We start from the raw sequence: 14,213 nt of genomic DNA, 5'->3' as shown, positions 1-14,213 counted from the left end.
AAAGAAAATGAAAAAGAAATCTTTTTTAAATAGATATAGCCTGCTTTTTATGGCAGTGGCATTTTTGACTTTTGGATCTTGTCAGGACGATTTTACTGATAGACCTTCTGAAGATGGAATAAGTTTGGATTCGTATTACAGCACAGACGAGCAAGTGTCATCGGCAACAAATGGGATGTATAGCAGAACTTGGTTTCAAATGTATAATAAATTCTGGTGGGCGCTGGAAGTAGGATCTGGAAACATGTATTCTGGTTCTCCTGACGTGAGCGGATTAAGAACTTTCTCTTTAAACGGAAGCGATCCAGAATTAGTAAATGGTTGGTCATCTTTATGGGCAAACGTACAGCAGTCCAATATGATTATTAACTTTCTTGCGGCAAGAGTAGGACCAGGTGTTTCTCAAGATGTTTTGAATAATACTATTGGAGAAGCGTATTTTATGAGAGCTACTGCTTATTTTGATTTAGTGAGACTTTGGGGACCAGTGCCCATTATTGAAAATCCATTAGACTATACCAGTAATCCTTATGTAAATACAAATCCCGTTGAAGATATCTATAAATTAATTACATCTGATTATTTAAAGGCAATTGATTTATTGGTGGCAAAAAACAGAGGGGCTAATTATGCAAATAACGGACACGTTTCTAAAGGTTCTGCAAAAGCAATGCTGGCAAAAGTGTATTTGTATCAAAAAGACTATGCAAAGGCAAGAGCAATGGCAGAAGATGTTATCAATAGCGGTGAATTTAAACTTTTAGGAGGAGATCAGCTTCCTGGAAAAAGTTTTGGTGATTTGTTTACATATGCAAACAATAATAACGAAGAATCGATTTTTGCTCTTCAATGGAAAGGAGACGGAGCTTATGGTTCTGCAAATAACTGTAATACACAATTCGGATTCCAAGATGGCACATTGTCAACTTCAAATGCATCTTATGCGGGAGTTTTTGGCCCGAGCCAAGAAGTTATGCTTTCTTTATATGATGCTGGAGATTTAAGAAAACATGAAACTGTAATGGTTGGCGGTGACACTTATCCAAATATTAAAACTACGCAAGGAATAGGATTTACAGTTCCATCAGGTAAAGATCTTGCTCAAGCTTCTGGTGGAGCAATTAAAAAATATTGTATTGGTGTAGTTAACGGAAATGTTACAGGTCAGGCAGATGCATGGGCAATGATGGATAATAATACGTATGTAATGCGTTATGCAGAATTGTTGTTAATTCATGCTGAAGCAGTTTTAGCTGGAGGAGCAAGCACTTCAGATGCATCAGCTTTAAGTTCAATAAATGCAGTAAGAAAGAGAGCAGGTTTAGCCGCTTTAACTTCAATTACTTTTGATGATATATTTTTAGAAAGAAGAAAAGAATTATGTTTTGAAGGAGATTATTGGTTTGATCTGGGGCGTATAGACAAAGCGAAAGCAATCGCTATTATGTCGGCACAAAATAGAGGAGACAGATATGGAGAGCGTTACTATACACCAGTTTATAGTGAAGATCACGCAACAAATGACTTTTATATGGACTATCCAGATAACGAAGTGGCTAAAAATCCTAAATTGTTACAGGCTCCAGTTCCGTATACTTTTAAATAATCCCTAAAAATTAGACTGATATGAAAAATATAAAAATAAAATACGTTTTGCCTTTCATTACAATGGCATTTATAGTGCTGGGCGTGTTTTCATCTTGCGACAATGATGACTCTTCTGGAAGTTCCGGAGCGCCAGTCATTACAAGTGTTGCAAAATCTGTTGAAGGTGATTTGGTTCCTGTTACAGTTGGAGATCCTAAAAATTATTATATTATTCAAGGAAAAGGACTTTCAGGTGTAACAAAAATCTACTTTAATGATTTTGATACTTATTTTAACCCTACACTAGTTACCGATACTGCAATTTTTGTTTTAATCGATGAAAAAACACCTTATGCAGATGCAAGCAATAAATTGAAATTGGTTACAAAACAAGGAACAGTTTTATACGATTTTGTTATAGCGCCTCCAACGCCTAAGTTTGGAAGTTATAACCCGATAAATGCGGCAGATGGTGATGTGGTTACCATTTATGGAGATTATTTCCTTGATCCTATAGTTAAGGTTGGAACCACAGAGGCAGAGATAGTTTCTTCATCATTAACAGAGATTAAATTTAAAATGCCAGCAAATTCTGCAGATAAATATGTAAGTGTTACCAATATCTCAGGAACTACCACATCTGAAGAAGCAGTTGGATCAGCATTGTATGATGATGTTATTCAAGGTGATGCCGGACATTGGATGTGGAGCGGAAGTGATACTTTTGATACAAATTTTAAAGATGATGTAGTCCAGGGGCAAGCAGCTATTAAATTTGTTTTTGGCGGATGGAATGGAGCTGATATGAAATTTAACTCAAGAGATGTTTCTAAATACAAAGCCTTTAGAGTAAAAGTAAAAAGTGTTTCTACAAATGCAAATGCCAGTGTGATATTTGTTTTTGGCGGATGGGCTTATCAAATTAAAAAGCCATTAACGAACAAATGGACTACAATTGAGATTCCGTTTTCTGATATTGGAAATCCTACAACATTTGATCAGCTGACGCTTCAGGAATCTGGAAGTTTTGGAGGAAATACCATTCTTATGGATGACATGGGATTTGTTTTAAAATAAAATCTTAGTATTGGTTTGAGTTTTGTTTCAAGTATTCCCTAATCTACTCAATTAGGGAATGCTTTTTTTAACACATTTAAATTTAATTTATGAAAAGAATAATTTTATTGTTTTCTCTGTGCTTTTCAGTTTTAAGTTTCAGTCAAGGCAACACGCATAAACAGCAAGCTGGAAAATTTGAAGGATTAGCAATGACACCTCCAATGGGATGGAATTCGTGGAATACCTTTGCGACCAATATTGATGAAAAATTAGTAAAAGAAACGGCCGATATTATGGTTTCTTCTGGTTTGGCTGCAGCGGGTTATAACTATATTGTCTTAGATGATGGCTGGATGACGCACGAGCGTGATGCAAACGGTGACTTAGTGCCGGATCCAGAAAAATTTCCAAGCGGAATGAAAGCGCTTATAGATTATGTTCATAATAAAGGCCTGAAATTCGGTTTATATAATTGTGCAGGAACAAAAACATGTGCGGGTTATCCAGGAACAAGAGGCTATGAATATCAAGATGCTAGATTTTATGCAAAACTCGGAATCGATTTTTTAAAATACGATTGGTGCAATACAGAAGGTATTACAGCAAAAGAAGCTTATACAACAATGAGCAATGCATTAAAAACAGCTGGAAGGCCAATTGTTTTTAGTCTTTGCGAATGGGGAGACAATCAGCCATGGGAATGGGGAAAACCAGTTGGAAACCTTTGGAGAATATCAGGAGATATCTATCCATGCTTTGACTGCGAATTCAAGCATCCAGAAAATTGGTCGTCTTGGGGATTCATGAAAATTGCCGATATGAGAAAAGATATCCGTAAATATTCTGGTCCTGATCATTGGAATGATTTTGATATGATGGAAGTTGGAAACGAAATGAATGATACCGAAGATAAAACGCATTTTGCAATGTGGTGCATGCTTTCGTCTCCTTTATTTACAGGTAATGATTACAGAAAAATGTCAAAAGAGACTTTGTCAATTTTGACCAATAAAGAACTTCTTGCCATAAATCAAGATAAACTAGGAATTCAGGGATTTAAATATGCTATTTTAGATGGAGTAGAAGTATGGGTTAAACCGCTTTCAGATGGTGCTTGGGCAGTGAGTTTTGTAAACAGAACTGAAACTTCAAAAAAGATTAATTTTGATTGGAAGAAAAACAATATCAAAGATGCTGATTTTGGTTATGAAGCAGATTTTAATAAAACAATCTTTAAAATAAAAGACCTTTGGAAAAACAAAGAAATCGGAAACACAAAAAAAGCTTTCAATGCTGAAATCGCTTCACATGGTGTTGTTACCTTAAAACTAATTCCTTAAATCAATACATTATGAAATCAAAGTTTTGGTGTGCCGCCTTTTTGCTTTTGCTGTTTGTAAATGTTTCAAAAGCGCAATTTGTAAAAAAGCACGGCCAGTTAAGCGTCTTCGGAACTCAGCTTGTAGATAAAGATAACAATCCGATTGTCCTTCGCGGATTAAGTTTTGGGTGGCATAGCATGTGGCCAAGATTTTATAATGAAAAAGCAGTAAGCTGGTTAAAAAAAGATTTTAATTGTAATGTAGTTCGTGCCGCCATGGGAATCGAACTGGGTGATTACTCATATATAAAGGATCCACAGTTTTCTAAAGAGAAAATAGAAGCGGTTGTAAATGGAGCTATAAAATCTGACATCTATGTCATTATAGATTGGCACAGCCATAATGTAAATCTGAAAGAAGCTAAACAGTTTTTTGAAGGAATGTCAAAAAAGTATGCCAAGTATCCTAATATTATATATGAGATATTTAACGAACCAGATTATGAAACTTGGTGGGAAGTAAAAAATTATGCAGAAGAAATAATTCAAGTAATTCGTGAAAACGATCCTAATAATATTATTCTTGTCGGCTGTCCACATTGGGATCAGGATATCGATCTTCCAGCCGAAGATCCAATAAGAGGTTATACTAATATAATGTATACTATGCATTTTTATGCGGCAACGCATGGCAAAGAATTGAGAGATAGAACAGATTTGGCTATTAAGAGAGGTTTACCAGTGTTTATTTCTGAATCTGCTGGGATGGAAGCGTCTGGAGATGGGCCTCTCAATTATAAAGCTTGGCAAGAATATATAGATTGGATGGAGTCTAAAAAACTAAGCTGGATTACTTGGTCAGTATCAGATAAGGATGAAACTTGTTCTATTCTAAAAAAATCCGCTAAATCTGATGGAAAATGGAGAGATGAAGATTTGAAAGATTCAGGAATTAAAGTCCGTGAATATTTAAGAAAATATAATAAAGAAGAATAGATCATTTAAGCCATTTATATAAAAGCCTGTTCATTTAAACGAACGGGCTTTTTTTTGGTTTTTCTATAGAGTAAAATCGCCCCCTAATCTTATGTAGAGAAGCATTTTGGAAGGATTAAATTTGTAGGAATTTATTCTTGATAAAAAATATCTTTGTTTTGATTTTTCTATAGGTTCTGTATTTCTTTGTTTTTTATAATTTTAAATTTACCCCATGTTTTTTATGGGGTGTTTTTGTTTTTAAATGTTTTAAATGATGTTTTTAGTCTAATTTTTGTAGTAATTTTTACTTTTACCCATGTGAAAATAGTAAAATTGGTTTAAAATGTGTTATTGAATTTTCAAAAACAATTATCTATAAATATCAAATCACGATTATTGGCGACTTAATTTTTGTAATCCATAATTCTTCGTCTAAAACGTCAAAAAAGCACTTTTGAATTATTCTACTCATGCAAAAGTTAATAAATTCGCTAATGAAAATGATGATGATTTGAAGGCGCATGAAAGGTTTTAGAAATGACTTATACTATTAAATAGATATATAAAAGATTAACTAACCAGAATCAATTAATAACTAAAAACCAATTTAAAACATGAAAAAAGCATTTCACATTTTAGCCGCGATGTTAACTAGTTCTTTTGCCTTTGCCCAAGAAGAGGAAGCAGCAGCTCCGCCAGCAACCACATGGGGAGGTTCTGCAGATGCGTACTATAAATATGATTTTTCAAAACAAATGAATGGATTAACGAGCTTTACCAACTCACAGAATTCATTTGAATTAGGAATGGCATCGATCGAAGCGGGCCATACTTTTGGAAAAGCTTCTGTGTTTGTAGACTTAGGTTTCGGAAAAAGAGCAGCAGAATTTTCATATAACGAAACACCAGATAAAGATGCAAGTGCAAAATTTTTAATTAAACAATTATACTTTACGTACAATTTGACCGATGAATTTAAAGTAGTAGCGGGTAGTTTCGGAACCCATATCGGTTATGAAGTATTAGATGCGGTAGATAATAAAAACTACAGTATGTCTTATGCGTTTTCTTATGGACCGTTTTTCAATACGGGGGTAAAAGCACAATATACTTCTGGCAAATTTACAGCCATGTTAGGATTAACCAACCCAACAGACTTTAAATCGGCTATGGATGCAGGCTCTTACCAAAAAACGTTCATAGGGCAAGTAGGATATATAGGAGATACAGGGAGTGCGTATTTGAATTTTACAACAGGAAGCACTAACCCAATACCAGGAAGTACAATTCCAGTTTCTGACGAAAATAAAACGCAGTTTGATTTAACAGCTTCTAAAGCAATTTCAGATAGTTTTTCACTTGGATTAAATGCAACTTATGCTAAAACGACAAATGATTTTGACAGTAATTTAGATGGAGATTGGTTTTCATTAGTAGGATATGCTACTTATTCTTTCAATCCGGCCTTGCTTTTAGCGTACAGAATGGAATATTTTGATGCTAAAGATGCAGCTCCAAGTTTAGGGACTTTGGCAGGATCAAGTGTATTTGCTAACACAGTTTCTTTAAACTACAAAGTTGGAAAACTAACTATAATTCCTGAGCTAAGATACGATGCAGCGTCTGAAGATATATTTTTAGATAAAGATGCATTGCCTACTGGTGGAAGCTTCTTTGCTCTAATTGCAACAACATACTCTTTCTAGAGATAAAGATTGATATTTTTTTTTTTTTTTTTGGAGCTGTCGAAACATTCTAATGTTTTGGCAGCTTTTTTATTTGTTTCAAGTTTCAAGTTTCAGGTTTCAGGTTTCAGGTTTCAAGTTCGAAGTTCGAAGTTCGAAGTTTCCAGTTGAAGTTGAACAGGCAATAATCATTCCGTAGGAATGTTTGTCGGTAGAATTGAATTGATTGCTGCGGGGTTAAACGTTCCGTAGGAACGTTTGATTGGTAGTCGAAAACAAGAAATCTTCTATAATAAACAATAAAAAAAGCGTTTCTGTAGTTTTTACAGAAACGCTTTTTTTATTTAATTGTTGAGGTTTTATTGAACCTGTTTTTTATAAATCGAATAAATCGTATCGATTGTTTTTCTGTCTAAAACTGAAGTTACATCAGTTTGAATATAATGCAGTTTAAATGCCTGAATCGCTGCTGTTAGATTTTTAGTGTTGTAACCGATAATTCTTAATGCTGGTTCAATTTTAAAATCAAAAGGAGCTGGTTCTAAGACTTCGTCTGGCCAGATTCCGAATCCTTTTTCAGCTAAGGTCTTCCAAGGAAATAAAGCACTTGGATCTTGTTTTCTTCCAGGCGCAATATCGGCATGGCCTAAAAAGTTTTGTGTCGGAATATTGTAGTCCTTTTTTAACTTGGTTAATAAAGCCACCAGACTACTGATTTGAGCTTCGGTAAACGGTTTGAAACCGTTATTGTCTAACTCAATACCGATTGAGCAAGAGTTTAAATCTGTCGTTTTTCCCCAAGTAGAATTTCCAGCATGCCAAGCTCTTAAATAATCATTCAGCATTTGCACTACTTTTCCGTTTTCAGAAATGATATAGTGTGCGCTTACTTGAGTCTTGGTTTTTGTAAACGTATTAATTGTTTGCTGAAGAGAATCTTGAGCAGTATGATGGATAATAACAAAACTTGGCTTTCTTAAATTGAAATTTACTGTACCAATCCATTCGGTGTTAATTCCGTTTTGTAAATAAGTAGAGTTTGTTTTTGATAATGTATCTTTTATAATTCTAAGCTGCTGTGCATACGAAGTGTCAATCACAATAGGAGAGACTGCTGGGATAGGTTTGGCTTCTTTGCTTGTAATCTGGTTTTCTAAATTTTTCAGCTGCTGATCGTAAGCTTTTTCAGTATTCTTGTACGGATTTGTAGAACAAGCACTGACAATAACAGCTAAAATCAGATAACAAAAATGTTTTTTTGTCATAATACGTTGTTTTATAGGTTAAAAACGATTATTCTGATATTTTCGTATCTGTGTCTTTTGCTTCTTTTGAGTCTTCTTTAGAATCTTTATCTTTTTTCTTTTTAGATTTTGACTTTTTCATGTCTTTAAAAGTATCCATGAAAGTCTTATATTTTTCAATTTGATCAGGATTTAAAAAAGCGCTGATTTTTTTATCAGTACTTTCTTTTAAAGCTTTAATCTGCTCAATTTTCTGATCTTGACTGCTGCTTTCGTTTTTCAGCAAAATACCTTGCTCTCTAATGCTTTCAGCTAAAACATTTGAAATTGCAATTGCCTGAAGCTCATCTAGATTTACTTGCGGTTTCATTTGTTCGATAATAATCGCAGCAATTTCTTCAGGAGGTGTTTCTTTTGGTTTGCTTTGCGTGCCTTGAGACGGACCAGCCATCATGCTTCTGTCCATACCCATTCCGCCACCTCTTCCGTAACCGCCATAGCCGTTGCCATAACCGTAACCATTATTGTATCCACCATATTGAGCAGATATAGTGTTGAAACAGAATAAAGTAAAAACGAAAACGATTAGGTTAAGAGTAGATTTCATAAAAGTATTTGTCTAAAATTTGCAATAGCGCAGTGTAAATTTAAGCAGGTTCTCCGTATAAATCAAATTCTGTCGCTTCAATTATCTTGATATTAACAAATTCGCCAGTTTTTACGTAATGCTTAGAAGCATCAATAAGAACTTCATTGTCAACATCTGGACTGTCAAATTCAGTACGACCCACAAAATGAGCACCTTCTTTTCTGTCAATGATGCATCTAAATACTTTGCCAACTTTCTCTTGATTCAAATCCCAAGAAATTTGAGATTGCAGTTCCATAATTTCGTTTGCTCTAGCTTGTTTTACATCATCTGGAACATCATCTTCTAATAAGTAAGCATGAGTATTTTCTTCATGAGAATAAGCAAAACATCCCATTCTGTCAAATTTCATCTCTTGAACAAAATCTTTCAAAATTTCAAAATCTTCCTGAGTTTCGCTAGGGTAACCAACAATAAGAGTAGTTCTAATTGCCATTCCTGGAACCGCAGCGCGGAAATCTTTTAATAACTGAGTTGTTTTGGCTTGAGTTGTACCACGGCGCATTGATTTCAAAATTGAATCTGAAATGTGCTGCAACGGAATATCAATATAATTACAGATTTTTGGTTCGCGTTTCATTACTTCTAAAACATCCATAGGGAAACCAGTAGGGAAAGCATAGTGTAAACGAATCCATTCAATTCCTTCTACTTTTACCAATGCCTCAAGTAATTCAGCAAGATTTCTTTTTTTATAGAGATCAAGTCCGTAATAAGTCAAGTCTTGAGCAATTAAGATTAATTCTTTAACTCCATTTTTGGCTAAACCTTCAGCTTCTTTAACCAATTTTTCAATTGGCTGAGAAACATGAGAACCTCTCATCAATGGTATTGCGCAAAAACTGCATGGTCTATCACAACCTTCTGCGATTTTCAAATAAGCGTAATTTTTCGGAGTTGTAGTTAAACGCTCTCCAAGTAATTCGTGTTTATAGTCGGCTCCAAGCGCTTTTAATAGTTGAGGTAATTCAGTAGTTCCAAAATATTGGTCAACGTTCGGAATTTCTTTTTCTAAATCTGGTCTGTAACGTTCAGACAAACATCCTGTTACAAAAACTTTGTCAACAAGTCCTTTATCTTTTTTATCTGCATATTCCAAAATCATATTTACCGATTCTGCTTTAGCATTATCAATAAATCCGCAAGTATTGATTACAATAATGTTTCCTTCTTTTTCTGCAGGAGCTTCATGTTCAACTTCTTTTCCATTCGCGCGAATCTGTCCCATTAGGACTTCACTATCATAAACATTTTTTGAACACCCAAGAGTGATTACGTTAATTTTGTTCTTTTTTAAAGACTTGGTTCTCATACTTTTATAAATTGGAGTGCAAAATTACACTTTTTTTATTCAAACTACGCTAGTTTGCAGTTTGTTTTAGCTGTTTTTTATGAAGTTAACTAGTTTGGTTGCTTGTGTTTTTTGATTTGAATTAAAATTAAAGGCTTCTTTTAATGGATAAAAAAAATCCGTCAAGGAAAACCTGACGGAAATTTCAATCATCTATTTTGATTTTTAATTACAATTCAAATAATAAGGTCATAGTGACATTGTTTAATTTCGAAGTGATGTTAGCTCCATCAGTGAATCCTCTTGTGAAGAAACCTTGATTTGAATCTCTTTCTAAATAAGAGTAAGCTAAATCTAGTTTTGTAGATCCAAAATTATAACCTAAACCGGCCGAATAACTGTTTAATTCTCCAACTGTGATTCCATTTTTATATGGGCTTCCTTCATAACGGTATCCGCCTCTTAAGCTTAATTGTTTGATTTTGTATTCGGCTCCTATACGAAGTTCGCCTGTACTGGTTAAAGTATTGCTGATATCATTATTTATTCCTCTGAAGCCTGGATCGCTAGTAGGCTTAAATTTGCTGTTGCCATAATTTCTTATGCCGTAATCAATACTTAATAAACCAGATTTTCCAAAAACATAAGCAGCGCTAAAAGTCCATTTGTCTGGTGTTTGTAAGGTGTAGGAATCATATACGTTTACAACATTTGGATTTACATTAGCATTTAATGCAGGTCCGCCGTCTGCTTGTCTAGTTGTGTAGATGCTTTGAGAGGTTTCATCGTATAGTTCGTACCAAGTGTTTGATTCATAAGCTATACCAAGCCTAAAAGCTTCGGTAACTTTTCCTATTGCTCCAAGTTGAAAAGAGAATCCATTTCCGTATGTATATAGCTCGTTGTTGAAACGTAAATTTGAAATTGTTTCGTATGGTTGCAATGGATTGTCATTGTCTTCATAGAAACTTGTAGATCTTCTATAATCGGTTATGTGAACATTTAAATTCGCTCCAAAATAAAGGCGGTCTTTGTAAGAAGTTGCTATATTGAAGCCTAGTTTGCTATTGTAGCCTCTGGTATAAACTTCATTTTCTTGATAATAATTCCCGCCAGGAGGAATATTGCTGAGGTATTGGGTATTTTCGGGATCAATAGCAGCTGGGTCAATGACATGTCCCCAATATCCCATATATGCTTGCTGTTCTGTATAGTTTAAATCTCTATAGTCTAAGCCATCTATATATTTTAAAGGAATGCCATTTGCGAAATCTAAGAAATAAGCGCCAACAGAATTCGTAGGATTCGTTCCTGCAGAAAAAACTTCATTGTTGAAATTATTTGTATTCTCGTAAGTTGCCCCAATTGCAATTTTACTCCAGCCAACTCTTGGATCGTGGTTTTTAAAAACAAAAACACCACCAGCTTGATTCAGTATAAAAGAGTTTTCCTTGTCTGAAGTCTGAGTGCCAAAGTAGTTAGAGTTGTTTTTAATATTCTGATTGCTAAATGATACTCCAACTTGATTGCTATTAAAGATTGCTGATCCGGCAGGGTTGACACTTAAGGCAGAAATGTCTCCTCCAACAGCTCCAAAAGCACCGCTCATGGCTCTGTAGCGTGCAGTTCCGGTAAGATTTTCTTGTGAATAACGTAGAGCATCTGAAACTTCTTGAGAATATGACGCGCAGGCAGTTAGTCCCGTTATAAATAGGAAAAATATTTTTTTCATTTTGATAAGTTTTAGTTCGAATGTAAGTGTGCTGAGGAAAATTATCTTCTTCCTCCGCCACCGCCGCCAGATCTCATTCCGCCACCGCCGCCACCGCCGCTGTATGATCTAGAACCGCCACCACCTCCCATGCTAGGAGAGTAGCTTCTTGATGAGCCACTGTTGCTTGGTGTATAACTTCTAGAAGAGCCGTTGTTGTAGTTAGGCGTATAGCTTCTGTTTGTTGTGGTATTTCCGCTATTGTTGTAAGATCTTCTGTTGGTGTAGTTATAATTAGAACCGTTGTTATATGTTCCTCTATTAGTAAATGTAGGACTTGTAGTTCCTCTGTTTAAAGTAGAGGTTCTTCTGAAGTCAGTATAGCTGTTTGATCTATTTGTGGTGTAATTTCTGTTTGTTGTATAATCTCCTCTATTAGTAGAGTATCCTCTAGTAGTGGTGTAGTTTCTATTGGTTGTGTAGCCTCTGTTGGTGCTATAATTTCTATTGTAAGCATAGTTTCTGTCTCCATAATATCCAGCAGATCCTCTTCTTCCGTAGCTGTATGAATAGTTGTAGCCGTAATAAGGATATCCCCATCCTGGATAACCCCAGCCTGGGTAGTAGCCCCATCCTGGATATCCCCATCCATAATAAGGGTAACCCCATCCCCAATAACCACCATATCCCCATCCGTAATAAGGATATCCCCATCCAAATCCAAATGACCATGTAGGGGTAGTGTAGAAGTTTACAGAAACGTCAGAACTGCTGCTTCCCCATGCGGGATAAGCTACAGAAGCAGTTTGAGTGCTGTCAGAATAATTAGTATAATTGTCAACGTCAGTGAATATTTCAGTTGGCTGATTGTCGTCTTGTAATGATCTGAAATATTCCTTGTATTGGTTGTTTGTTCCATTTGCTACATATTTAACAGATGAACCACCATAAACGCCATCATTATCGTAATAAGAGGAGTTTTGGTAAGAACCACATGATGCTAGCAGTAAACTCAGTAATCCAATTAAGTAAAAATGATTAGAGTTTTGGCGGAGTGAAAGGTAAGTTTTCATATCTGTGGTGTTTTTTATTGTTGCACATTACAAAATTAGTTAGTTTTGTCAAACTATTTAGTTAAAATTATTTAAAACAAAATTTGTGCCAAAAAATATAATATGAGTAAGAACCTTACTACAAGATCAGAAGATTATTCGAAATGGTATAACGAACTGGTTGTAAAGGCAGATCTAGCTGAAAATTCAGGAGTTAGAGGATGTATGGTAATCAAGCCATACGGATATGCTATTTGGGAAAAAATGCAAGCCGAGTTAGATCGCATGTTCAAAGAAACTGGACATCAAAATGCGTATTTCCCTTTGTTTGTGCCGAAAAGCATGTTTGAAGCGGAGGAGAAAAATGCTGAGGGATTTGCTAAAGAATGCGCGGTTGTAACGCATTACAGATTAAAAAATGACGAGGAAAGACCAGGTAAATTAATGGTTGATCCCAATGCAAGATTAGAGGAGGAGCTTATCGTTCGTCCAACAAGTGAAGCTATTATTTGGTCTACATATAAAGGATGGGTACAGTCGTATAGAGATTTGCCTTTGTTAATTAATCAATGGGCAAATGTGGTTCGTTGGGAAATGCGTACGCGTTTGTTCTTGAGAACTGCTGAGTTTTTGTGGCAAGAAGGGCATACCGCTCATGCTACAAAAGAAGAAGCATTGGAAGAGTCTGAAAAAATGATGAATGTTTATGCTGAATTTGCTGAAAACTTTATGGCAATTCCAGTTGTAAAAGGTTTTAAAACTGAAACAGAGCGTTTTGCTGGAGCGGATGAAACATATTGTATCGAAGCATTAATGCAAGACGGAAAAGCATTGCAGGCTGGTACGTCTCATTTCTTAGGGCAAAATTTTGCAAAAGCATTTGATGTTAAATTTGCTAATGCTGAAGGAAAACAAGAGCATGTTTGGGGAACTTCTTGGGGAGTATCTACTCGTTTGATGGGGGCGCTAATTATGACGCATTCTGATGACCAAGGATTGGTATTGCCTCCGAATTTGGCTCCGATTCAAGTGGTTATTGTACCTATATATAAGACAGATGAACAACTGGCTCAAATTACGGAAGCAGTTAAGGACTTGACGGCTAAATTGAGAAAATTAAGAATCACGGTTAAATTCGATGACAGAACAACTCAAAAACCAGGATTTAAATTTGCAGAGTGGGAATTGAAAGGAGTTCCTGTTCGAATTGCAGTTGGTCCAAAAGATTTAGAAAACGGAACTTTTGAAGTGGCAAGACGCGATAATTTGACAAAAGAAGTTGTTGCTAGCGAAAAAATCGTTGAACATGTTAATGATCTTCTAGAACAGATTCAGAGGGACTTATTTACAAAAGCATTAGATTATCGTAACACTCATATTACGGAAGTAAATAGTTTTGAGGAATTTAAAGAAGTTTTAGAAGGAAAAGGAGGCTTTTTATCTGCTCATTGGGATGGAACCGCTGAGACAGAAGAAAAGATAAAAGAATTGACAAAAGCGACGATTCGTTGCATTCCTTTGGACGCTGTTGAAGAGGCGGGAACCTGTGTGTTTACTGGGAAACCTTCTTCTAAAAGAGTGCTTTTTGCTAAGGCATATTAAAAAAAGATATATTTTTTTGCATTAGGTGTTGCGC

The 14,213-nt window shown here is 35.4% G+C and carries 11 protein-coding genes; 6 read left to right on the top strand and 5 right to left on the bottom strand.

Going from position 1 to position 14,213, the window contains the following annotated elements; translation table 11 throughout:
* Nucleotides 1–7: 7 nt before the first annotated feature.
* The 5 genes from BLP44_RS13270 to BLP44_RS13250 all read left to right on the top strand — a co-directional run bounded on the left by BLP44_RS13270 (nt 8) and on the right by BLP44_RS13250 (nt 6,651).
* Nucleotides 8–1,606: a RagB/SusD family nutrient uptake outer membrane protein gene (locus BLP44_RS13270; protein WP_091133556.1), complete on the top strand. Its 1,599-nt coding sequence runs from the start codon at nt 8–10 to the stop codon at nt 1,604–1,606.
* 20 nt (nt 1,607–1,626) lie between these two features.
* A complete protein-coding gene (locus tag BLP44_RS13265) occupies nt 1,627–2,664 on the top strand; it encodes an IPT/TIG domain-containing protein (RefSeq protein ID WP_091133554.1) in 1,038 nt (345 codons plus the stop codon).
* An 89-nt stretch (nt 2,665–2,753) separates the two neighbouring features.
* Complete coding sequence (locus BLP44_RS13260; RefSeq protein WP_091133553.1) at nt 2,754–3,986, top strand: glycoside hydrolase family 27 protein; 1,233 nt, start codon at nt 2,754–2,756, stop codon at nt 3,984–3,986.
* A gap of 11 nt (nt 3,987–3,997) precedes the next feature.
* Complete coding sequence (locus tag BLP44_RS13255; protein ID WP_091133552.1) at nt 3,998–4,963, top strand: glycoside hydrolase family 5 protein; 966 nt, start codon at nt 3,998–4,000, stop codon at nt 4,961–4,963.
* 596 nt (nt 4,964–5,559) lie between these two features.
* Nucleotides 5,560–6,651 (top strand): outer membrane beta-barrel protein, encoded by a 1,092-nt coding sequence (locus BLP44_RS13250; protein WP_091133550.1) that lies wholly within the window; start codon nt 5,560–5,562, stop codon nt 6,649–6,651.
* Between the two features lie 338 nt (nt 6,652–6,989).
* Here BLP44_RS13250 and BLP44_RS13245 read toward each other — a convergent pair whose 3' ends face one another.
* The 5 genes from BLP44_RS13245 to BLP44_RS13225 form a co-directional block, all read right to left on the bottom strand.
* Nucleotides 6,990–7,895, bottom strand: coding sequence for an N-acetylmuramoyl-L-alanine amidase (locus tag BLP44_RS13245; RefSeq protein ID WP_091133548.1), 906 nt, complete (start codon nt 7,893–7,895; stop codon nt 6,990–6,992).
* 28 nt (nt 7,896–7,923) lie between these two features.
* Entirely contained in the window at nt 7,924–8,481 is a 558-nt protein-coding gene (locus tag BLP44_RS13240; RefSeq protein WP_066033819.1) for a hypothetical protein, read from the bottom strand.
* A 40-nt stretch (nt 8,482–8,521) separates the two neighbouring features.
* On the bottom strand, nt 8,522–9,835 hold the full coding sequence (gene rimO, locus BLP44_RS13235; RefSeq protein ID WP_091133546.1) for a 30S ribosomal protein S12 methylthiotransferase RimO: 1,314 nt from the start codon (nt 9,833–9,835) through the stop codon (nt 8,522–8,524).
* 208 nt (nt 9,836–10,043) lie between these two features.
* Complete coding sequence (locus BLP44_RS13230; protein ID WP_091133544.1) at nt 10,044–11,546, bottom strand: OmpP1/FadL family transporter; 1,503 nt, start codon at nt 11,544–11,546, stop codon at nt 10,044–10,046.
* 41 nt (nt 11,547–11,587) lie between these two features.
* The gene (locus tag BLP44_RS13225; RefSeq protein WP_091133542.1) at nt 11,588–12,598 is read right to left on the bottom strand and encodes a hypothetical protein; all 1,011 of its coding nucleotides are present in this window, start codon (nt 12,596–12,598) and stop codon (nt 11,588–11,590) included.
* A gap of 102 nt (nt 12,599–12,700) precedes the next feature.
* Between BLP44_RS13225 and proS the strand changes: the two genes are divergently transcribed.
* Complete coding sequence (gene proS, locus BLP44_RS13220; RefSeq protein ID WP_066033823.1) at nt 12,701–14,179, top strand: proline--tRNA ligase; 1,479 nt, start codon at nt 12,701–12,703, stop codon at nt 14,177–14,179.
* Nucleotides 14,180–14,213 lie beyond the last annotated feature (34 nt).

It is taken from the genome of Flavobacterium anhuiense (assembly GCF_900101855.1).
GTDB lineage: Bacteria > Bacteroidota > Bacteroidia > Flavobacteriales > Flavobacteriaceae > Flavobacterium > Flavobacterium anhuiense.
The sequence above is the reverse complement of the archived record's forward strand: the minus strand, read 5'-3'. Positions and strand labels throughout refer to the sequence as shown.